Annotated in this window: 20 protein-coding genes; 7 read left to right on the top strand and 13 right to left on the bottom strand. The window is 63.4% G+C overall.

Features of this window, described 5'->3' with window-relative positions:
• Window positions 1-26 precede the first annotated feature (26 nt).
• Together thrS and pyrE are read right to left on the bottom strand one after the other, a co-directional pair.
• Window positions 27-1991, bottom strand: a complete 1965-nt coding sequence (thrS, locus tag SM755_RS08820) for a threonine--tRNA ligase (RefSeq protein ID WP_323172336.1) — start codon at window positions 1989-1991, stop codon at window positions 27-29.
• A gap of 285 nt (window positions 1992-2276) precedes the next feature.
• Window positions 2277-2846 carry an orotate phosphoribosyltransferase gene (gene pyrE / locus SM755_RS08815; protein ID WP_323172335.1) on the bottom strand — a complete coding sequence of 190 codons (570 nt, stop codon included), beginning with the start codon at window positions 2844-2846 and terminating at the stop codon, window positions 2277-2279.
• 309 nt (window positions 2847-3155) lie between these two features.
• On the opposite strand from pyrE, the gene SM755_RS08810 reads away from it, so the two are divergent.
• Window positions 3156-4184 (top strand): alpha/beta hydrolase, encoded by a 1029-nt coding sequence (locus SM755_RS08810; protein WP_323172334.1) that lies wholly within the window; start codon window positions 3156-3158, stop codon window positions 4182-4184.
• An 86-nt stretch (window positions 4185-4270) separates the two neighbouring features.
• Window positions 4271-4735, top strand: coding sequence for a response regulator (locus tag SM755_RS08805; RefSeq protein ID WP_323172333.1), 465 nt, complete (start codon window positions 4271-4273; stop codon window positions 4733-4735).
• An 87-nt stretch (window positions 4736-4822) separates the two neighbouring features.
• Here SM755_RS08805 and SM755_RS08800 read toward each other — a convergent pair whose 3' ends face one another.
• The gene (locus SM755_RS08800; protein WP_323172332.1) at window positions 4823-5368 is read right to left on the bottom strand and encodes a CDP-2,3-bis-(O-geranylgeranyl)-sn-glycerol synthase; all 546 of its coding nucleotides are present in this window, start codon (window positions 5366-5368) and stop codon (window positions 4823-4825) included.
• Between the two features lie 230 nt (window positions 5369-5598).
• Between SM755_RS08800 and SM755_RS08795 the strand changes: the two genes are divergently transcribed.
• Both SM755_RS08795 and SM755_RS08790 read left to right on the top strand, forming a co-directional pair.
• Window positions 5599-6477: a proline dehydrogenase family protein gene (locus tag SM755_RS08795; RefSeq protein ID WP_323172331.1), complete on the top strand. Its 879-nt coding sequence runs from the start codon at window positions 5599-5601 to the stop codon at window positions 6475-6477.
• A gap of 39 nt (window positions 6478-6516) precedes the next feature.
• Window positions 6517-7215: a DUF502 domain-containing protein gene (locus tag SM755_RS08790; RefSeq protein ID WP_323172330.1), complete on the top strand. Its 699-nt coding sequence runs from the start codon at window positions 6517-6519 to the stop codon at window positions 7213-7215.
• A gap of 159 nt (window positions 7216-7374) precedes the next feature.
• On the opposite strand, the gene SM755_RS08785 is transcribed toward SM755_RS08790, so the two are convergent.
• The 5 genes from SM755_RS08785 to SM755_RS08765 all read right to left on the bottom strand — a co-directional run bounded on the left by SM755_RS08785 (window position 7375) and on the right by SM755_RS08765 (window position 12459).
• A complete protein-coding gene (locus SM755_RS08785; RefSeq protein WP_323172329.1) occupies window positions 7375-8304 on the bottom strand; it encodes a branched-chain amino acid transaminase in 930 nt (309 codons plus the stop codon).
• A gap of 108 nt (window positions 8305-8412) precedes the next feature.
• A complete protein-coding gene (locus SM755_RS08780; protein WP_323172328.1) occupies window positions 8413-10437 on the bottom strand; it encodes a copper resistance protein CopC in 2025 nt (674 codons plus the stop codon).
• Window positions 10434-11639, bottom strand: coding sequence for a hypothetical protein (locus SM755_RS08775; protein ID WP_323172327.1), 1206 nt, complete (start codon window positions 11637-11639; stop codon window positions 10434-10436). The genes SM755_RS08780 and SM755_RS08775 overlap by 4 nt, the downstream gene beginning before the upstream one ends.
• A 119-nt stretch (window positions 11640-11758) precedes the next feature.
• A complete protein-coding gene (locus tag SM755_RS08770; RefSeq protein WP_323172326.1) occupies window positions 11759-12286 on the bottom strand; it encodes a winged helix-turn-helix transcriptional regulator in 528 nt (175 codons plus the stop codon).
• A 5-nt stretch (window positions 12287-12291) separates the two neighbouring features.
• Window positions 12292-12459, bottom strand: coding sequence for a hypothetical protein (locus tag SM755_RS08765; protein WP_323172325.1), 168 nt, complete (start codon window positions 12457-12459; stop codon window positions 12292-12294).
• A gap of 33 nt (window positions 12460-12492) precedes the next feature.
• Here SM755_RS08765 and SM755_RS08760 point away from each other — a divergent pair, with 33 nt between their 5' ends.
• A complete protein-coding gene (locus SM755_RS08760; RefSeq protein ID WP_323172324.1) occupies window positions 12493-12882 on the top strand; it encodes a hypothetical protein in 390 nt (129 codons plus the stop codon).
• Between the two features lie 50 nt (window positions 12883-12932).
• On the opposite strand, the gene ribB is transcribed toward SM755_RS08760, so the two are convergent.
• The 5 genes from ribB to SM755_RS08735 form a co-directional block, all read right to left on the bottom strand.
• Window positions 12933-13676 (bottom strand): 3,4-dihydroxy-2-butanone-4-phosphate synthase, encoded by a 744-nt coding sequence (ribB, locus tag SM755_RS08755; RefSeq protein ID WP_323172323.1) that lies wholly within the window; start codon window positions 13674-13676, stop codon window positions 12933-12935.
• A complete protein-coding gene (locus SM755_RS08750; protein ID WP_006666150.1) occupies window positions 13673-14380 on the bottom strand; it encodes a DUF120 domain-containing protein in 708 nt (235 codons plus the stop codon). Before SM755_RS08750 ends, ribB begins: the two co-directional genes overlap by 4 nt.
• Window positions 14381-14473: 93 nt before the next feature.
• The gene (gene twy1, locus SM755_RS08745) at window positions 14474-15544 is read right to left on the bottom strand and encodes a 4-demethylwyosine synthase TYW1 (protein ID WP_323172322.1); all 1071 of its coding nucleotides are present in this window, start codon (window positions 15542-15544) and stop codon (window positions 14474-14476) included.
• A gap of 49 nt (window positions 15545-15593) precedes the next feature.
• A complete protein-coding gene (locus tag SM755_RS08740; RefSeq protein ID WP_323172321.1) occupies window positions 15594-15926 on the bottom strand; it encodes a hypothetical protein in 333 nt (110 codons plus the stop codon).
• A gap of 63 nt (window positions 15927-15989) precedes the next feature.
• Window positions 15990-16703, bottom strand: coding sequence for an HAD-IIB family hydrolase (locus SM755_RS08735; RefSeq protein ID WP_323172320.1), 714 nt, complete (start codon window positions 16701-16703; stop codon window positions 15990-15992).
• 140 nt (window positions 16704-16843) lie between these two features.
• Between SM755_RS08735 and SM755_RS08730 the strand changes: the two genes are divergently transcribed.
• Together SM755_RS08730 and SM755_RS08725 are read left to right on the top strand one after the other, a co-directional pair.
• Window positions 16844-17167, top strand: coding sequence for a multidrug efflux SMR transporter (locus tag SM755_RS08730; RefSeq protein WP_323172319.1), 324 nt, complete (start codon window positions 16844-16846; stop codon window positions 17165-17167).
• Between the two features lie 264 nt (window positions 17168-17431).
• Window positions 17432-20143, top strand: coding sequence for a methyl-accepting chemotaxis protein (locus SM755_RS08725; protein WP_323172318.1), 2712 nt, complete (start codon window positions 17432-17434; stop codon window positions 20141-20143).
• Window positions 20144-20281 lie beyond the last annotated feature (138 nt).

The raw sequence follows: 20281 nt of genomic DNA, 5'->3' as shown, positions 1-20281 counted from the left end.
TTTCGGCAGACAGCAGACGACAGCCGTTAGTCCTGCAAAAAGTCCGGCTCCGTCCGCTTTTCGTCGCGTTCGGCGTCCAGGTGCTCGCGGAACGCGTCGATCTCGACGTCGTACTCCTGATCCTCGAAGCGGTCCCGAACCGAGATGGTCCCGTCTTCCTCCTCGTTGTCGCCGACGATGATCTGGTAGGGGACCCGGTCGTCGTGGGCCGCACGGATCTTCCGCTCGAGCGTCGAATCCCGGTCGTCGACCTCGACGCGGAACGCGTCGAACTCGTTTGCGACCCGGTGGGCGTAGCCGAGGTTGTCGTCCGAGATCGGCAGCACGCGAACCTGCTCGGGCGCGAGCCAGAGCGGGAACTTGCCCTCGTAGTGCTCGATGAGCACCATGAAGAACCGTTCGTAGCTGCCGTAGATACCGCGGTGGATCATCACCGGGCGATGCTCCTCGTTGTCCTCGCCGACGTAGGAGAGATCGAACCGCTCTGGCATGTTGAAGTCCAACTGGACCGTCGGGCCGTCCCAGACGCGCCCGATCGCGTCTTCGAACCCGAAGTCGATCTTCGGCCCGTAGAACGCGCCGTCGCCCGCCTCGATCTCGTAGTCCATCTTCGACTCCTCGAGAACGGACTCGAGCGTCGATTCGGCTCGCTCCCAGATCTCGTCGCTCCCGACGCTCTTCTCGGGCCGCGTCGCCAGCGATACCTCGTAGTCGAGATCGAACGTCTCGAGGACGGTGAAGATCATCTCGATGATCCGCTCGACCTCCTCCTCGATCTGATCCGGTCGGACGAACAGGTGACCGTCGTCGATCGTGAACGCCCAGACCCGCGAAAGCCCCGAGAGTTCACCGCGCTGTTCCTTGCGGTAGACCTTCCCGTTTTCGGCGTACCGGATCGGCAGGTCGCGGTAGCTCCAGGACTGGTCCTGGAAGATGGCGGCGTGGCCGGGACAGTTCATCGGCTTGAGGCCGAACTCGTCGTCGCCGACGTCGAAGACGAACATGTCGTCCTGGTAGTTCTCGTAGTGGCCCGAGCGGTGCCAGAGATCGGTCTTGAAGACGTGTGGCGTCTCGACGTAGTCGTAGCCGGCGTCCTGATTGAGGGTTTCGACGAAGTCCTCGAGTTCTTTCAGGATCGTCTTCCCCGGCGGGTGATACAGGGGGAGGCCGGGACCGGTCACGTCCTGGATCGAGAACAGGTTCATCTCGTTGCCGATCTTGCGGTGGTCCCGCTCTTCGGCTTCTTCCTTTCGCTCGAGGAACGCTTCGAGGTCGCTCTCGTCCTCGAAGGCCGTGCCGTAGATGCGCGTTTGCATCGTGTTTTCCTCGTCGCCGCGCCAGTAGGCACCCGCGATCTCTAAGAGTTTTACCGCACCGATCTCGCCCGTCGAGTCGACGTGCGGGCCGGCACAGAGATCCTCCCACTCGCCCTGGCTGTAGAACGTCACGGTGTCTGACTCCTCGGCCAACTCTTCGAGCAGTTCGAGTTTGTACGGCTCGTCGGCAAGTCGCTCTTCGGCGTCTTCGATCGAAACCTCCTCGCGTTCGATCTCGTAGTCGTCGTCGATGATGGCCTCCATCTCCGCTTCGAGTTCTGGGAGGTCGTCCTCGTCGATATCGAGGTTGTCGAAGTCGTAGTAAAAGCCCTCGTCCGTCGGCGGGCCGATGGCGAGGTCCACGTCGTCGTAGTGGCGTTCGACCGCCTGGGCGAGACAGTGGGCCGCGGAGTGGCGCATGACGCGGATGAACTCGTCGGACTGGTCCGTGATGATCTCGAGTTCAGCGCCGTCGTAGGCGGGTTCTTCCTTGGCGACGAGGTTGCCGTCGAGTTTGCCGGCGACGGTGTCGCGGCCGAGGCCGGGGCCGATTTCGTAGGCGCAATCTTCGACGGTTGCGTCGGCGTCGACTGCGAGTTCTGAGCCGTCGGGGAGGACGACTACGATACCTTCTGCGTCGGGTTCTGCTTCTGATTCTGGTTCTGATTCTGACATGGGTGTCGGTGTGGCTACTGTTGGTGCGAGCGCTGTGAAAACGCCGGTGGCGTGTCCGTCGCCGGGCGAACTATCGTCACCGTTTGCTGGCCGAACGACGCCGACACAGCGAACGGTAGGTGAGAGTTAGAAGCGGGCGCGAGCCCGGCGTGTAAAGCGGACACCTACCATCGTGGCTACGGATAGCCCGTACCTGAATAAAAGAATTGTGATGGGGCGTGCACCGATACCAAACGAACTCGTGGTGTGGATGCTCGCTTTCAGGTCAGCCCGGATAGCGGAAGATCAGGCGTCGTCGGGCTGATCCGCGAGCAGCTCGCTCGCGGTTACGAGCGACTCCATTTCGACGTTTGCATCTTCGACGGTCTCCCGACCGCCTTCCTCGCGGTCGACCACGACCAGCGCGCGGTCGACCGTCGCCCCGGCGTCCCGAAGCGCCTCGATAGCGTCGACCAGGCTGGTCCCCGTCGTCACGATATCCTCGAGCACGACGACCTCCTCGCCCTCGTCGAGTTCACCTTCGATGAGGTTCGCCGTACCGTACTCCTTGCGCTGCTTGCGGGCGATGACGTAGGGAACGGAGGCGGCGACGCTCGTCGCGGCTGCAAGCGGGACAGCCCCGAGCGCGACGCCGGCGAGTTTGTCGTCCGGCGTGATCCGGTCGGCGAAGGCGTCGGCGACGGCCGAGAGACAGTCGGGGTCGGTCTCGAAGCGATACTTGTCGACGTAATATTCGCTGGTACCGCCGTGGGCGAGTTCGAACTCGCCGAACTGGACGGCATCGACCGCGCGGAGTGCATTGATAAGCTCCTGGGTCCCCTGTGCATCCTGCGTGTCCTCCCGCTCGGTAGTCATTGCTCGTAGTGGCGAGACGAACCGAAATAAGCGGTGTGGAACGCGACGACTCTGTCCCGACCTGGCCGGTCCTGCTCTTCCGGCCAAATTCCGTTCTGTCCGGCTAAATCCCGTTCTACCCGCTATTTTTGCTCTTTGCATCTTCTCATCCCGTCCATCCGAGCCTCTCCTGTGCGCGCAAACACCGACCGGAGCGACAGTAGCCGCCGCAGTCACTGCACACCCGATCGCACGACGGCTATGAATCGGTGTGGAACTCGGTGCAGTTGTCACTATACCTTTTTCGTGCCGCGGAGAATATGTCAATCGATGACAGCAGATAGGGCTGCCGAGCCCCACCCCGACGTACAGCGGTTCCTCGAACTGTACGACTCCCTCGAGACACCCTCGTTCGACGAGGTGCCGGTCGAACGGGCCCGCGCGATGCTCGAAGAACTCCAAGCGGGCGAGCCGGCTATCGAACTCGAATCGGTGACCGATCGAACGATCGACGGGCCCAACGGAGAGATTCCGATTCGGCTCTACGAGCCGGGGGCGGGTGAGGACAACCAGCGAGGGCGGGACCGGGACGAAGAACAAGAGCAAGAGCACGAGCACGAGCACCAACGCCCCCTCATCCTCTACTTCCACGGCGGCGGCTGGGTCGTCGGCAGCATCGACAGCCACGACAACACCTGCCGCAAACTCGCGGCCGACTCCGGCTACCCCGTCGTCAGCGTCGACTACCGGCTCGCACCCGAACACCCGTTTCCCGCCGGACTACAGGATTGCTATGCCGCACTCGAGTGGGCCGCCGAGAGCGCACCTGAACTCGGCGCGGACCCGGACCGGATCGTTCTCGCGGGCGACAGCGCCGGCGGCAACCTGGCGGCGGGAACGGCCCTACTCGCGCGCGACCAGGGTGGACCGGCTGTCGCGTACCAACTCCTGATCTACCCGGCGACGGGCGATGCCACCGAGACCGATTCGTACGAAGAAAACGGCAAGGGATACTTCCTGACCGCCGACGAGATGGCCTGGTTCCGCGATCACTACTTCGAGCGGTCCCTCGATCAGGGCAACGTCTACGCCATGCCACGGCGAACGACCGACCTCTCCGGGCTCCCGCCCGCGACGATTATCACCGCCGGGTTCGATCCCCTTCGTGACGACGGCAAAGCGTACGCAACCCGGCTCGAGGATGCCGGCGTTCCCGTCACCCACTACAACTACGACGATCTGATCCACGGCTTCTTCGGCATGACCACCGAACCAGTGGCCATCGAACGCGCTCACGAAGCCTACGACGACGCCGTGGGCGATCTTCAGTCAGCACTGGACACGAAAGATACTGTATAAGATAGATACGTGAGACAGGCGCATACCAAGTATATTGGTACGCAAGTTTATTCAGCTACCGCACGTCACTTCCGCTGTCTACTACTGTGACCAACCAGACTTCCCGTGAACCAATCGATATCCTGCTCGTCGAGGATAATCCCGGCGATGTGCGGCTCGCACAGGAAGCGTTCCGGACAGTTGATATCGAGACAACGTTCCATACAGTCACCGACGGTGAAGAAGCCCTGACCGTCCTTCAGGAGCGGTTCGTGTCGGACGCATCAGTCCACATTGACCTCGTTCTCCTCGATTTGAATCTCCCGCGGGTGAGCGGCTTCGAAGTGCTCGAGACTATACAGAACGATCCTGAACTCGCGTCACTGCCGATCCTCGTCCTGACGAGTTCAAAGGCGAGCGAAGACGTGGCACGAAGCTACGATCTGTGCGCGAATGCGTACCTTACCAAGCCGAGCGGACCGGACGAGTTCGCCTCGTTGGGAGCGGCGGTCGAGGCGTTCTGGATGGACGAGGCGATGTTACCGCCCGGTCCATCGGAAGCATCGTCGTAGAGAGTCAAAAAGCGGAGCGAGTAACGACGGGCAGTGCAGCGGATCTCATAGGAGGATCGGCACGCGGTGAGCGTTCGGCGTCTGGTACTACCAGGGTTCGTTCTTCAGGCCGAGTTTGTACGCGATCATATTCGTCGTGACGTGGAGAACCGGCGTCAGAACGACGATGACGAGGATGACCGCCGGGGAGAACCACTCGCGGAACCAGTCGGGGGCAAGGAGTGCCGTCAGCGGGAGCGAGACGACGACGAAGTCGAGCTGATCGAGGCCGGGAAACATCGCACCGCGCTGGCGGCCGGTTCGGCGTTTGAGGAAGGAGGCGAGGATGTCACCGAGCATCGCGCCGGCGGCGAGCCCGACCGCGGCGAGAGGAGCGAATTCGGGGACCGCAAAACCGAGGACATCGCTTACGTCCTCGGCCAGAACCGTCAAAACGCCGGCGAGGACAAGCCCGGCGGCGATTCCGGCGGCCGTTCCACGCCAGGTCTTTCCGTCGCCGAGCAGGCGGGAGTCGCCCATCGTTCGTCCTCCGTCGATCGGCTGACCGCCACCGCCGAGCACCGCTGCATTGTTCGGCACGTACGCCGGTATCATCGCCCAGAACGCGATTACGACTGTCTCGAGTACTGCCATATTCGCCGAGAAGTGTCCGGACGCCTTAACCGGCAGTGATTCGGGTCACCCACTGTGAAGATATCTCATGGTGGTCGCTATCTCGGATGAGTCTCCTGCGCAAGGGAGGAAACTGGCGATACCGGCCGTCTCTACCGTCTATGCGATGGTCGACCGAGATTGCGAGCGACGCGAAGTCATTTCGGATTTCGAACAGTAACGTCTTATGACAGGCTATCGACTGCTACCGTATGATCCCGCCAATTGCACGCCGGTTCGTCGCGGGGGAGTCTCCTGCCGAGGTGCTCGATCACGTCCGCAAGGCCAATCGACGAAACGTCAAGGTCATCGTCAATCTTCTCGGCGAACACTACGACGACCGCGATACCGTCCGCAACGACGCCGCTGAGTACCGCTCGCTCGTCACCGACATCGCCGACTCGGACCTCGAAGCCTGTATCTCGGTCAAACCCTCACAGCTCGGTCTCGACCTCGGCGAGGATGTCTTCCGCGAAGAACTCGAGACCATCGTCGGAACCGCAGCCGACCGCGGCGTCTTCGTCTGGATCGACATGGAAGACCACACGACGACCGACGCCACCCTGGATGCATACGAGGAGTTCGCACGGACATACAGCGGCAACGAGCGATCCGCATCGAATCGCGGCTCCGACGGCACCGGTGGCGTCGGTGTCTGCGTCCAGGCCAATCTCAAGCGAACGCGAGAAGACGTGAAACGGCTTGCGGACGTACCCGGCAAAGTCCGCTTCGTCAAGGGAGCCTACGACGAACCCGCTGCTATCGCCTACACCGACAGCGACCGAGTCAACACGGAGTACAAGGCCCTCCTCGAGTTCGCCTTCGAGCACTTCGACGGCGGCATCGCGGTCGGGAGCCACGATCCGGCGATGATCGAGCGTGCGATCGAGCTCCACGAGGAGTACGGCACCGACTTCGAGTTCCAGATGCTCATGGGCGTTCGCGAGGACGCACAGTACGAACTCGCACGGGAGTACGACATGTGGCAGTACGCTCCTTACGGCAACCGCTGGAAGTCCTACTTTTATCGACGCGTAATGGAACGAAAGGAAAACCTCTGGTTCGCGCTCCGGGCGATCATCGGTCGATAAAGGGAAGGGCTCATTAGCCCCTAGTGAGACTGTCACGATATGGCTTCGTGGAAGCGGGACTTTGCGAGCGGGCTAATCGTCCTCGGCCCCATCCTCATTACGCTCTACGTCATCTACTGGCTCTACGGCCTCGTCGCCGGGGTCACGCCGTCGATCATCCTCGGAGAAGAGGCCCTCATACCGCTGATCCCGGGTGGCGGCAATCAGGCCGCTCGCGAACAGCTCGCACAGTTCCTTCGCGTCGTCGTCACGCTGACCGTCTTCATCGTTCTCACCTTCTCGGTCGGCTACCTTATGCGGACGACAATCGGCGGCCTCGTCGAACGCCTCGTCGACAACGTCGCCAATCGCGTCCCCGTCATACGCGTCGTCTACAACGCCTCGAAGATGGCCGCCGAAACCGCCTTCGGCGAACAAGAATCGCTGCAAAAACCGGTCAAAATCGAGGTCTGGGAAGGGCTCCGCATGACCGCCTTCAAAACCGGCAAGGTAACCGAAGACGGCAGAGAGATCCTCTTTCTCCCGACATCGCCGAACATCACGACTGGCTACGTCGTCGAAGTCCATCCCGAACGCATCACCGAACTCAACGAAGACGTCGAAGACGCACTCACCCGCGTGCTGAGCGCCGGGTTTGGCGACGCAGACAGAACCCACGGGATGGACGCCGGCGTCCCGATCGATGTCGTTGACGAGAGCAACGCGAATCCGACGCGACCGAGTGACGACGACGATTGATCGGTAGTCCGCTGTTCGACACGGTCTAACCACGCTCCCTCGTGTCACTGCTGCACTCGATCCGGTTCTGAACTCGGTTTCCCGAAACCGTCCCCCGAACTCGTTTTGCTGCTGGAGAAGTCGACCTCGTTTCGATACTACACCGGCGACTGGACGTCGTCAGACGTACTCGAACCAGTCGTCGTACTCGTTCGTCCGTCGTTCGACGACCTCGAAGAATCGGGACTGAATGTCTTCGGTGACGGGGCCGCGGGAGCCGTCGCCGATCGTGACGTTATCGACCTTCCGGATCGGCGTGACCTCGGCTGCAGAGCCGGTAAAGAAGAGTTCATCCGCCGTGTTGAGTTCGCCGCGCGAAATGGAGACGTTGTCGTGGACCGTATAGCCCAGATCTTCGGCGAGCGTGATCACCGTATCGCGGGTGATGCCGTCGAGGATCGACTCCGAGAGGCCGGGCGTATAGAGTTCGCCGTCGCGCACAAGGAAGACGTTCTCGCCGGGGCCTTCGGCGACGTTGCCCTCCTTGTTCAGGACGAGCGCCTCCGCGTAGCCGTTTCGTCGGGCCTCCTCGCCGGCGAGGAGGCTGTTGACGTACAGGCCCGTCGTCTTGGCGTTCGTCGGCACCTGACTCGAGGCGTGTTTGCGCCACGAGGAGATCATCACGTCGATGCCGTTCTGCAGGGCGTCCTCGCCGAGGTACGCACCCCACGGCCAGGCGGCGATCGCCGTTCGCGTCGGGCAGTCCTCGGGGCTCACGCCGAGGGAATTGTAGCCATAGAAGGCGACCGGCCGGATGTAACACGAGGAGAGATCCTGGCGCTGGATGAGTTCGAGCGTGGCCTCGGTGAGTTCAGCAACCGAGTAATCGATCTCCATCTCGTAGGGCTGTGCCGAGTTGTAAAACCGCTCCAGGTGTTCCTCCCAGCGAAAGAGCGCGGGGCCCTGTTCGGTCTCGTAACAGCGTGCGCCCTCGAAGATCCCGCTCCCGTAATGGAGGCCGTGCGTGAGTACGTGGACCTGTGCGTCGTCCCAGTCGACGAACTCGCCATCCATCCATATCGTGTCGACGTCCATCTCGTCGAATGCCATAGTGGTGTGTGTTGCAAGCCACCGTACTAAGTGTTCGCGATTTTCGGAGCGGGATCAGTGACGCGAGACGATGCCGGCGAGCCGAATCCGCGGTGCTCCGCGGAGCCGTTAGGTTCGTTCCCGGAACCGAGTCGCTTCGACGGCGACGGCAACGGAGCCGACGACCGCAATCGCCACAGCGCCGAACTGGAGGAGCAACGATAACGGCGAGCCGGCGGCTCCGCCGTCGTGGTCGGCGTGCGCGTCGCCCGTCTCGGCAGTCTCGACGCGCACGTCGTACGTCTCGCTGACGAACTCGTCGTTCGGACTTCCCGTGAGACGAACCTCCCAATCGCCCTCGACCGGAAGCGTCTGCACCGTCGCGTAGGTCCCGTCCGCGGTCTCCTCGAGTTCAACGTTGACCGTCCGGTCCCCTTCGGTCGCAGTCGCGAGCAGGCGCACCGGGCCGTCCGAGTCGATCCGTGTGTCGTCAGCCGCCGTTGAACTCGCGAAGGCAACGTCGAAGACGATGGGGTCGCCGGGCCGGACGAGCAGTTGCTGCGAACGGTCCGAATCACCGGTTTCGTTGGCGGTCCCAGTAGCGCTGCCAGCCGTCGGTCCTGCCTGCAGTTCGAGAACGACATCGTCCGTCACCTCGCGTTCGACCGTCGCCAGTTCCGAGTCGCCGGCTCCGTCACTGACGACCGCAGCAGTCGGGGCCGATGTCAACAGCCCGGAGATGAGGAGGACCACCGCGAGAACGGCGACCTCGAAGCGAACGGCGCGGACGAACGTGGCGACGGTAGCGGTATCAGTATCAGTATCGGTATCGGCGTCAGTAGCTGCTGCACTGAACTCTCGGCCCGAGTTCTCCGCGAGCCGGGAGAGGAGGACGAATCGGGTGAGACCGCCGAGTCCGAGCGCGAGCAGGACCAGGAGGGACTTCGCGGAGAGCGAGAGTCCGTAGAGGGAATCCGTGAGTGCGGCGAGCGACGGGACGTGCCAACTCGCCAGGACGAGTCCGGTCGCGCCGGCGAGGGTCACGCCGGCGAGTGCGAGCAGGGAGTAACGCCGGATCGCCCCGGCGGCGAGGTCGTTTCTGTCGACCGGCTTCGCCTCGCGAAGCGCGGCCGGGACGACGAGTGCAAGGACGACGAGTCCGCCGACCCAGAGGCCGGCACCGCCGAGGTGGGCGATATCGATGGCGGCACCCTGTAGCCGGTCGATGGCGGTGGCCGAGTGGCTCGTCCAGCCGACGGTCGCACCGACGAAGGCGGCCCCGACTGCGGTGCCGGCGAGCCACCCTCGACGGGGGAGCCGTCCGGTTAGTCCACCGACAAGAACCAGCCCGAGAAGTGCGGTCAATCCGACCTGAACGAGCCACTCACGGCCGAGCGGTGTGGCCAAGAACTGGACCATCGTCTCGAAAGAGAGCGACCCGATCGAAGTCGCCCGTACCAGTCCAAGCGCGAGTACAGAACCGAACAGAACAGCGCCCGCTGTGGCGAGAACTCGGCCGAGTCTGCGGTCGACTGCTTCGAGCGTCCGAGACGACGACCCGACTCGTGAAACGGCTGGATAGACGGCGACGACGGCCGTAATCGGGGCACCGATGAGGCCGACGAGTGAGATCAGCAACAGCCCTTTCGCGCCGGCAGCGATCGGCGAAACGTCCTCATCCGGTCCCTCGTCCTCGTGGGCCTCGAGTACCGTATCCCGGTCGAGCGGTTCGTCACCGACGCTGAAAACGAACGAGCCGCTGACCGTGTGGCCGTCGTCAGCAAGGATCTCCCACTCGACGCTGTACAGCCCCTCGGCGTCGTTCTCGTCGGCCGAACGCTCGATCGGAACGCGGACGAGTTGGGAGTCGTCGGCGTCGATTTCGGCCGCGCCGCTTACGTCCGCGCCGTCGGGGCCGGTGACGGTCGCGTCGGCGACCTGCACGCCGTCGCCCGAGAAGGAGAGGGTTATCTCGTCGGGAACGGCATCGATCTGTTCACCGTTGGCCGGATCGGAATCACTCAAGTACGCGTGCGCCGCAACTGGCGTCGCAAGGCTCGTGAGTACGAGGGCTGCAACGGCGAGCGCAACGAGTCCCCGCGCCGGTCGCAAACGAGACCACCGGTTGTACTCGAGCGATCCGTCGGCGCTCATTCTGACTCGGGAACGTACTGAACGGTGTCGACACCCTCCTCAACGGGGACGTGTTCGATCAGTTCGCGGTTCGCCATATCAATCACCGCAACGGTTCCGTCGGCATCCGCGGGCGTAAAGAAGTAGCCGTCGCCCGAGACGGCCGATCGGTGGAGATGGTGGGCGTCCTCGGGTCGTTCGATGCTCCCGGCGTCAATATGGTCGACGACTGAGAGGTCGTCAAGATCGATGACGGCCGCCTCGGGCGTCATCGTGTTCGCGGTAAAGCTGTACAGCGTGTCGTCGTCGGTCTCGTAGTACTCCAGGGCGTCCGGGCCGCCCTCGACCGTGACGGATCCAATTTCGTCGGTAGTCTCGCTCGTCGCGTCGAGAAGGAGAATCTCGTTCTCGCCGATGTTGCCCAGTCGCTCCTCGTCCGGCGTGAGATACAGGCCGCCGCTGAACTCGAGTTCGTCGACGACCTCGTTCGTCTCGGTGTCGACCACGGCGGTCGTCCCGACGCCGCCGGAGCGTTCGAAGTAGGCAAGCCCGGTTTGCGGACTGTACGCCTTGTAGTGGGTGCCGCCCTCGTCGCCGAGTTCGATGGAGTCGACGCGCTCGTAGGCGTCCATGTCGATGACGTGTGCCGCCGGGTCGTTGACGTTCGTCGCGTAGCCCGTCGAACCGAAATCCTCGTGGTAGAGGAGTTTCCCGTGGCCTTCGCCCTCGAGACCGGCCTCGACAGTTTCGACCACTTCGTGGGCCGACGTATCGATGACGTAGAACGTTCCCTCGTCGTCGGAGTGGGCCCACATCTCCTCGTCGTTCGGGTGGTACATGTGGGTGCCGCCGGGACCCATCGCGACCTCGGCGACTATTTCGCGGGATGCGGTGTCGATAACCAGGACCTGCGAGAGGGAGTCTTCGATAACGTAGAGGTAGTTCCCGTCGTTCGTCAGCACGGCATCGCCGTAGGTGTAGCCGTCGACCCCGTCCGTAATCTCGTCGACGACCTCGCCCTCGGACGGGTCGATGAGTGCGATCGTTTCCGAGCCGAAGGCGTACGCGAGTCCGGCGCTGCCGTCCTCGGCCGAACCGTTCTCGTCAGTGTCGCCGTTTTCTGCCAGATCGTCCTCGTCACCGCCGAGACAGCCGGCGAGTCCGACGACGAAACCGCCGCTCAATCCCTGTACGAGTCGCCGTCGATCGATGGATGCGTCCATATACTCTCACCTGGGACACGCTATATTATTCGTAGTTATGGTACGTATATCGAAATTGTGGTACATTCCTCGAAAACGAGCGACCGTGCGACCCGGACTGCGCGACGACGCGAACGCAGTTAGCGCGATTCGGGAGACTCCTCGAGCAATCCGTCGACGAGTCGAGTGAATCGGTCGACGAAGCGGTCCGGAACCGACGGTTCGACCGTCGACAGGAGTCTGCCCGTCGACTCCGGGTTTGCAAGCACGAGCGTCACGCGATTGCGTTCGTCGTAGGATTTCTCGACAATTGCGTGTTCGACGAGGCGGTCGAGATGGTACTCGAGCGTGCTTCTGGCGATACCGAGCGAGTCGGCAACGGCAACCGGGGAAGCCGGTTCGTGTTCGATCAGATAGACGACGATTTCGCGAGCCGTTTCCCGACGGAACAGCGCCAGCATCGCCCGCTCACGCTCGTCGTACTCCGGCGGATAGTAGTGGGTCCGACCGTAGAACTCACACCGAACGAGTTCGTCCTGATCCAGGAGTCGCCGGACGTGGTACTGGATCTGTCCCGGCGCGAAGTCGGACGTTCTGACGAGTTCGTTGAAGTGGATACCGGCGTTGTCCTGCACGTGCGTTCTGATTCGGCGTCGCGTATCACTCATAGTGGCTAATGGCTGTGGCGGTCCTGCGTGTACGTCTCTGCTAGCGATCGTGATAACGGGTTGCGGTCGTTCCCGACGGACGGGAACGGGCCGAGTTGCGAGTTGCGAGTTGCGAGCGATGAGCGGTGAGCGGCGAGCGGTGGTCCCGAGTCGACGATCGCACCGAAGCACATACGTGACTCACCATCCGACATAGAGCCGCGCCGATGGACTACACGACCCCGTTCGATATCGGGTGGGTAGATCCCGAGTTCGCACCCGTGTTACTCGCCGTGATCTGCCTTGCGGTCGTCGGAACGACGGCGTTGCTCGGTGTCGGGTTCGTCGCCTATCTGCAGCGCCGATCGAGTCGGTATCTGTTGATTACGGTCGTCCTCGGATTGCTCGTCGCGCGGTCGGTTATCGGACTCGGGACGGTGTTCGGGCTGGTACCGATGACGATCCACCACCTCGTCGGACACGGGGTTGATTTCTCTATTGCAGCCCTCGTGCTGTACGTCGTGTACCGAAGCGGGAGCTCGTCGGGGGGCGGATACGCCGGTTCCGGGAGCACCGACGACGGGATCGAGGGCGACCCCGAGCGCGTAAACGAGTGAGTGCAGCAGCGACGAGCGGCTGTTCGGAGACAGTGCGAACGAGACGAGCGCTACGCGAACCGATCGAGAACCGTCCGCCCCTCGATATACGTAACGTCGTGGGTATCAGCGTAGACGCGGGCGTCGGCCGGCGTGCGCGCCTGCCCAGTCTCGTCGTCTAACATCTCGCAGACGACGACAGCGGGCGGTAGGTCGGCCGCCGCCGCGAGCGCGAGGCCGAGTTCAGTGTGGCCCTCGCGCTGTGCCAGCAGCTCCGGGGCACCCTTGAGCAGGTGGACGTGGCCCGGGACGCGGAACTCCGACGCAAAGTCGGTTGTCGCGGGGGTGCCAGCGGCCTCACCGAGCGCGCGGATGGTCCGCGAGCGGTCCGCATCGGTGATGCCGGTGTAGGTGTCGCGGTGGTTGACGGTCAGCGAAAACGACGACCGTTCGTCGTAGCCGAGGTCGTGGTCCCCGGTCGCGGGGTGGTCGACGGCCTCGCCGTAGAACGGGAGGTCGAACGCCTCGGCGACGTCGTGGCCGAGCGCGACGCAGACGAGGCCCCCGGCGTCGTTGCGCATCCGAGCGACAGCGTCCGGTGTGACGGCGTCCGCGTGGTAGATGAGATCCGTCTCGCCCTCGCGGTCGGCCGCGTCGTGGACGAGGATCGGCTCGCCCGCGCGGAGCGCCTGCAGCGCGTGGTCGATCGACCCGTGTTCTGAACTCGATCCGGGAACCGCCTCCGCGCCAGTCTCCGTTCCCTCGTCCGTGTTCGGGTCCGTGTCCGGGTGTGCGCCGGCCTGCTGACCCGTCATTGGCGATCACCCACGATGACCGTCACGCGGTCGGCGTCCTCCAACTCGAGTTCTTCGCGGAGTTTGTCGGGAGCGATGACCTCGAGTTGGTCCTCGTCGTGGTGGGTTCGCTCGGGGGCGATGGTGTGGGCGGTCTCGTACCGTCGACCGTCCGCCGTTTCGATCGTCGCCGAGTAACAGACCGCGGGGCCGTAGGTGCGGTCGTCGTCCTCCCAGCCGTCGATGTGGACGGGTTCGAGCGAGGAGAGCGCGCTGCGGCGGCGGACGCTGTCGTCCCGGAGGTCGACGTTTAACGTGCCCGGGAACGGCTCGTAGCCGAGGCGGTCCTCGAACTGGCGGTTGTAGCCGGGCAGGGAGATGTAGTGGCGGCCCTCGCCCATGCCGCTCGTGACGGTCCCCTCGAGTTCGACTTCCGAGTCGGTCTCGAAGATCCGTCGGTAGTCCTCGTATTCGGCGTGGAGCGCGTGTTCACCGGCGTCGGTGATCCCGACCCATTGCCCGTCACTGACGGTGTCGCGCTGGAGGAGGGCGGCGCTCTCGAGGCGCTGGAGGCGTCGCGAGGCGGTCTGGTTCGACGCGTCGAGCCGGTCGGCGAGATGAGAACAGGAAATTTTGACGTCGCCTTCGAGCCCGCCTTCGAGGGCGAGCAGTTTGAGGACGGCGAGTTCGTCGTGGCCGACGGCGGACTCCGCTGTCGTTGACATAGCCGACGCTTTGTCGTCACCGGTCAAAAGCGTATCGAATGTGGAATGCGTAACAGAACTGCTATGGCGTTGTCGAGCGTTTATCGCGTCCGGTTAGTCGCCCGTTCCGGTCACCGGATCGCGCGCCCAGAACTCGCTTCCTTTCTTCAATTTCGGCACCCACGTGTCGCTCGTCTTCGAGAGCAGCGCGACGCGTGAAGAGGGCACGCCCTTGCACTCGCTGAACTCGGGCAGGTGCGATTTGACGGCGTCGGCGAACTCGAGAACCTCCTCGTGGTCGGGCATCGACGAGCGATCCAGTCGCCCCTGGGAGTGGCCGACGTGCATGTACGCCTTGAGTTCGATGAAATCGGGGTCGGCCTGCTGGTAGAAGCCGGCATACCAGTCCGGGTGGTGCATGTTCTCGCCCTTGACGAGCGTCGTCCGGAGGACCGTGCGAGTTTCATCTTTTTCTCGAAGGACGGCCATCGTCTCGAGGAGGCGGTCCCAGGCGTCGTCGTCGACGGCTTTGACGACCTGATCAAACGTGTGGCGCTCGGGAGCGTCGACGCTGACGTACAGTTGCGTGGGATCGCACTCCCGGAGGACCTCGGGCCGGGTACCGTTCGAGACGAGGAAGGTGGTGATGTCCCGGTCGTGGAAGGCTTCGAGCAGTTCCGGCAGGTACGGATAGAGGGTGGGCTCGCCGTCGAGCGAGATGGCGACGTGGCGGGGTTCCATCGCTTCGTCGAACACCTCGCGCGGCACCTCGTCGTTGCCGCCGAATCCGGACAGGAGCTTCTTTTGCAACTCGATCGAGGCGTCGACGACGGCCTCGGGATCGTCCCACTCGACCTCGTCCATCTCGTAGGCGTGGCCCTGGTGGTCGCGCCAGCAGAAGACGCAGCGCTCGTTGCACTTGACCACCGGCGTCATCTGGATGCAGCGGTGGGACTCGATGCCGTAGTAGATGTTCTTGTAGCACCGACCGTCCCCGCGCAGGGCGTTCGCCGTCCAGCCGCAGGTCTGGGCGGCGGTGTGGTTCTCGCTGTGATAGTTCGGGCTCGAGACCTGTGCCGGTCCGCCGGCGGGGTCGCCGTCGTTCCCGTCTCGGTCTCGGTCCCGACCCTGGTCCGGATCGGCGTCGGCTCCCACCTCGACGCCGGCGTCGGCGGAATCGCTCATGTTGCAATCGCTTGGACAGGGGCCACCAAAAGACGTGTGGTGTCGTTCGTTACTTCGTCTGCGAATCAACGGATTCCTCCGAACTCGTCGCGGGCGCGTGCGGCAGCTGCCCCGGCTCGGCCGGTTCGTCGTCCTCGTTCGCGATTCCGCGTTCGAAGGTGTACAACACGATGCCGGTGTTTGCCGTCATGATCACGCCGGGCATGGGAGCCGGCGCGAACAGGTACAGCCACACGCCGACGGCGAACGGTGCCGCCGCGATCACCCCCCAGAGCCGCGGCCGCGAGACCTCGTTGCGAGCCGCATCCCGGGAGACGTACGCGAAGAGCGCGAGCGTCCCGACGACCCCACCGAGCGCGATCACCACCTCGGCTGCGTCCATACGTGAGCCTTCGACGGCGCACGCAAAAGCGTTCTGCGTAGCGCCCGCCGGCGATCGCCACCGTTACCGAACTCGTTCGAGCACTGAAAGGGTCCCGTCGGCGTGGGCCGCATCGAGCACCTCGTCGGCCGCCGCCCGCGCTTCCTCGTCCGCGTTCGAAACCGCGAAGCTCCGGCCGACGACCTCGAACGTCGAGACATCGTTGATCGAATCGCCGACCGCGACGCAGTCAGCGAGGTCGATGCCGACGTGCTCGGCGATCACCTCGACGCCGTCGCCCTTGTTCGGCGCGGCGTCCTTGACGTGGTAGGCGTACCCCGTATCGATTACCTCGAGTTCGGCGTCGGCGGCGAACGCTTCGAGCGGGTCGAGGGGTTGGTCGCGGCTGACGGCGATTTCGGTCTCGCGCCAGCGGTTGATCGTGTCGCCGTCGCCCCAGCCGAGGTCGTAGCCGGCGGCACGGTACTGCTCGGCGACGGCCTGGGGAGCGTCGCGATCGGCGGTAAAGAACGCGTCCTCGCCGGTGTAGACGACGCCGCCGTTTTCGGCGACGACGAGTTCGGGAACGCCGATGAAGTGACAGAGCGCGATGGGGTAGGGAAAGGCCTTCCCGGTGGCGAGGATGACGGGGGCGTCCCACTCGCGGAGGGGATCGAAGATGCGGGGGTCGATGCCCCAGCCCTCGGGGCGCGTGAGGGTGCCGTCGATGTCTAAGACGAGCGGTGGCGGGGAGGGTGAAGATGGTGATGAGGAGGATGGGGATGACGATGGAGGCATACACGCAGATGGCAGCGCGGGGCCTAAAAACGTCGGGGCAAGCGGGGATGGCCACCGGGTTTCGAGGGCCACATGAGATCGGGAGTGACGAAAGCAGCAAACGAAACCTATAGCCCGGCTAGGAAACGAAGTCAGCAGGCATGTCGTGGTATATCCTGCTCGTTGCCGGCATATTCGAGGTTGCCTGGGCGATCGGACTCCAGTATTCCGATGGATTCTCGAAGCCGATTCCCACGGCGGGCACCGTCGTCGCCCTCGCCATCAGTATGATACTCCTCGCACGGGCCGTGACGGATCTTCCGATCGGGACGGCCTACGCCGTCTGGACGGGGATCGGAGCCGTCGGGACCGCCACGCTCGGGATCGTTCTCTTCGACGAACCGATGACGCTCGCTCGGGTCGGGTTCATCAGCGTTATCGTCGTCGGAATCGTCGGCCTCCACCTCGTTTCCGGCGGTCACTGACCGGCGAAGAGAGACGTGGTGGCCGCCGGTTGGCAATCGCCGTTACTGCTGGGGGACTGGTCGGGACCCTCGATCGATCGGAACTCGTTGTTGCCAGCAAGAACGGACCGATTCGTTCGACTGAGTTCAATATATGCCGAAATATTGGATGTCCCTCACAATGTTGCCGGCAACCATATTCATCCAGACAGTTTACTCGTTATACTATTCAAAATTGACTTATCTGGCAATAAGAACTAAGAACGCTGCTCGGCGTTAGCAGCTATGGTGTGGAAGGGACGGCAACTGGTACCGTCAATCATCAGACGAAAATACGCGTTGAAGTTCGGCGTCGTCTTTCTCGTTCTCGGGCTCTCGATCGGCGGGCTCGGCTTCGCTGCAACGACGTTACTCACAGATAATGTGGAAGCATCCGCTCTCGAAGAGCGACAGAACGCGGCCTACCAAGAAGGGGCGGCCATGGAAACCTGGCTCGAACAGAACCGAAACGTCGTTCAGGCCGCTTCCGATGCCCCGGTCGTCGACACGAACGATCCGGAGGCGATTCAATCCTATCTCGAAGAAACGTACTACGACATGCCCGAATCGCGGATGAACGGTCTCTACGTCAATACGACAACCGGCGACGTCGTCACCGGGGTCGGCGGCGACGCCGATTCCGTAGAGACGCTCGCCTTCCCGGACGCCGACGAACTCGGTTCGGATCTCTCGACGGATACGGTCGCGCAGACGGACCCGTACTCGATGCCGGACCAACTCGGCCGCTCGGCCGATACGTATCCAGTGATTTCCTACTATATCGGCGTCAACGACGGCGAGCACGCGCTCGTCTTTACGTTCGGATTAGCGGACCGATCGACCGGGATGATCTCCACTGCGGACTCGGATACCGTCATGACGATCCTCGACGAACAGGGCCGGATCGTCAACGACGACGCCTACATGGGCAATGACGACGGCGAGAACGCGACGTTCCTCACGACCTACGAGGACCAAAGTGGCGTTCTCGAAACGGTCCAGTCGGAGAGTCGCGGCGCACTCCGAGTCGACGAACCGCCGGGGGAAACGCTTCGGAGCGCTCCCTACAACTTCAACCCTGACGGCTACGTCGTCGGCTACTACACGACCGCCAGCGACTGGACCGTCCTCGTCCACACGACCGAAGCTGAGGCGCTCGGCTTCGCCCACAGCGCGACCCAGTTCGGCCTGTTGATCACCTTCGTCGGCGTCGCACTGATCGGCGTCTTCGGCGTCGTGCTCGGGCGCACCACCGCTCGATCGCTCAGCGACCTGTCCGACCGCGCGGCCGCGATCAGGGACGGCGAGTTCGATACGACCGTCGAATCGGATCGCATCGACGAGATCGGCACCCTCTACGAGTCGATCGACGACATGCGCCTCTCGCTCGTCGACCAGATCGAGGAGTCAGATCAGGCCCGCGCAGAGGCAGAGCAGGCCCGCGAAGACTCGGAGCAAGCCAGAGCGCAGGCAGACACGGCGCGAAAAGAAGCCGAGGAAGCAAAAGAGCGCGCCGAACGCGCCCGTCGGGACGCCCAGGCGATGACCGACCACCTGGAACGAACGGCGACCGAGTACTGCGATGTCATGCGCGCCTGTGCCGGCGGCGACCTGACGCGGCGACTCGACCCCGATACCGAGAGCGACCCGATGGCCGAAATCGCCACGACGTTCAACGAGATGTTAGACGACATCGAGCGCACTGTCGCCACCGTCTCTGCGTTCGCCACCGACGTCTCCGACGCGAGCGACGACGTGCAAGCCCGCGCGGCCGAACTCGAGGCGACAAGTGAGACCGTCAGCGACTCCGTCCAGCAGATCACCGGCTACGCGGATCGACAGAACGAGCGCATGGAAATCATCTCTGGCGAAGTCCAAGGCATCTCCGCGAACATCGAAGAGATCGCCGCCACCGCCGACAGCCTCGCAGAAACCTCCCAACACGCGGCCGAGCGCGCAAACGACGGCCGCGAGGCGGCGGCCGACGTGGTCGACGAAATGGAGGACATCGAGCACCGAACCGAATCCACGCTCCGGGCGATTCGCGAACTCGACGACTCGATGGCTGAAATCGACGAAATTATCGATGTCATCACCGATATCGCCGACCAGACCAACATCCTCGCGCTCAACGCTTCGATCGAGGCGGCCCACGCCAACAACGGCAACGACAACGGCGGCCGAAACGGTAACGGCAACGGGTTCGCCGTCGTCGCAAACGAAGTCAAACAACTCGCGGAGGAAACCAAAGACTCCGCCGCCGAGATCAACCACCTCATCGACACCGTTCAGTCCCAGACCACCGACACCGTCGCGGAGATGGAAGCCATGCGCGAACACGTCGCCGACGGCACCGAAACCGTCGAACAATCCGCCGCCGCTTTCAGCGAAATCGAAGCCGAAGTAACCGAGGCCGACCACGGTGTCCAGGAGATCAGCGACGCCACCGACGGCATCGCCAACTCGACGCAAGAACTCGTCACGATGGTCGACGACGTGACCGAGATCAGCACCGAAACGGCGAGCGAAGCCAGCGCCGTCGCCAGAGCCGTCGAAGAGCAAACCGCAGCCATTACGACGGTGAGTCAGAACGCCGACGCCCTCTCGGAGCAATCCGTGAGCCTGCAGGAATCGGTTGCAGCGTTCACGACCGATCGAGAGGCGATCCGCGCGGCGAACGCGGACGACCACGAAACGGTCGAACCGGCCGAAGCGACGGAACTCCAATACCTCGACGACGAACGCGAGGCAGACGACGCGAGTTCAGCGCCGAAGGCGGATTCGGAGACCGGCGACGAAAGTGGCGAAACTGACGTGGCGAGCGCCACGGCGCGTGATGGCGTCGAAACGGCGGGTGAAACCCCGCCTGCGATAGCGGACCCCGACGATACGTCCGACGACTCCGCTGACGAGGACGATGACGAAGAGACCGCAGACGAAACCGGAACGGACCGCTGAGGTGAACTCCGGGTCAGTTCTGAACTCGGATCGACTGTCCGGGTCGAAGAGTCATTCGAAGGCCAGAACGTCAAAAGACAGCGGCGTTGTGCGGCTTGCAATCGAGCAGCGCCGCGGAATCGAGCCCGCCGTTGGGTA

This window comes from Natrialba sp. PRR66, from assembly GCF_034808065.1.
GTDB classification, from domain to species: domain Archaea; phylum Halobacteriota; class Halobacteria; order Halobacteriales; family Natrialbaceae; genus Natrialba; species Natrialba aegyptia.
This window is presented reverse-complemented; position numbering and strand designations above follow the sequence as displayed.

Excerpts from the sequence above, each read along its gene's own strand:
- thrS (WP_323172336.1), bottom strand. The coding sequence starts at position 1,991 with ATGTCAGAATCAGAACCAGAATCAGAAGCAGAACCCGACGCAGAAGGT.
- pyrE (WP_323172335.1), bottom strand. The coding sequence starts at position 2,846 with ATGACTACCGAGCGGGAGGACACGCAGGATGCACAGGGGACCCAGGAG.
- SM755_RS08810 (WP_323172334.1), top strand. The coding sequence starts at position 3,156 with ATGACAGCAGATAGGGCTGCCGAGCCCCACCCCGACGTACAGCGGTTC.
- SM755_RS08800 (WP_323172332.1), bottom strand. The coding sequence starts at position 5,368 with ATGGCAGTACTCGAGACAGTCGTAATCGCGTTCTGGGCGATGATACCG.
- SM755_RS08795 (WP_323172331.1), top strand. The coding sequence starts at position 5,599 with ATGATCCCGCCAATTGCACGCCGGTTCGTCGCGGGGGAGTCTCCTGCC.
- SM755_RS08790 (WP_323172330.1), top strand. The coding sequence starts at position 6,517 with ATGGCTTCGTGGAAGCGGGACTTTGCGAGCGGGCTAATCGTCCTCGGC.
- SM755_RS08785 (WP_323172329.1), bottom strand. The coding sequence starts at position 8,304 with ATGGCATTCGACGAGATGGACGTCGACACGATATGGATGGATGGCGAG.
- SM755_RS08780 (WP_323172328.1), bottom strand. The coding sequence starts at position 10,437 with ATGAGCGCCGACGGATCGCTCGAGTACAACCGGTGGTCTCGTTTGCGA.
- SM755_RS08775 (WP_323172327.1), bottom strand. The coding sequence starts at position 11,639 with ATGGACGCATCCATCGATCGACGGCGACTCGTACAGGGATTGAGCGGC.
- SM755_RS08770 (WP_323172326.1), bottom strand. The coding sequence starts at position 12,286 with ATGAGTGATACGCGACGCCGAATCAGAACGCACGTGCAGGACAACGCC.
- SM755_RS08765 (WP_323172325.1), bottom strand. The coding sequence starts at position 12,459 with ATGTGCTTCGGTGCGATCGTCGACTCGGGACCACCGCTCGCCGCTCAC.
- SM755_RS08760 (WP_323172324.1), top strand. The coding sequence starts at position 12,493 with ATGGACTACACGACCCCGTTCGATATCGGGTGGGTAGATCCCGAGTTC.
- ribB (WP_323172323.1), bottom strand. The coding sequence starts at position 13,676 with ATGACGGGTCAGCAGGCCGGCGCACACCCGGACACGGACCCGAACACG.
- SM755_RS08750 (WP_006666150.1), bottom strand. The coding sequence starts at position 14,380 with ATGTCAACGACAGCGGAGTCCGCCGTCGGCCACGACGAACTCGCCGTC.
- twy1 (WP_323172322.1), bottom strand. The coding sequence starts at position 15,544 with ATGAGCGATTCCGCCGACGCCGGCGTCGAGGTGGGAGCCGACGCCGAT.
- SM755_RS08740 (WP_323172321.1), bottom strand. The coding sequence starts at position 15,926 with ATGGACGCAGCCGAGGTGGTGATCGCGCTCGGTGGGGTCGTCGGGACG.
- SM755_RS08735 (WP_323172320.1), bottom strand. The coding sequence starts at position 16,703 with ATGCCTCCATCGTCATCCCCATCCTCCTCATCACCATCTTCACCCTCC.
- SM755_RS08730 (WP_323172319.1), top strand. The coding sequence starts at position 16,844 with ATGTCGTGGTATATCCTGCTCGTTGCCGGCATATTCGAGGTTGCCTGG.
- SM755_RS08725 (WP_323172318.1), top strand. The coding sequence starts at position 17,432 with ATGGTGTGGAAGGGACGGCAACTGGTACCGTCAATCATCAGACGAAAA.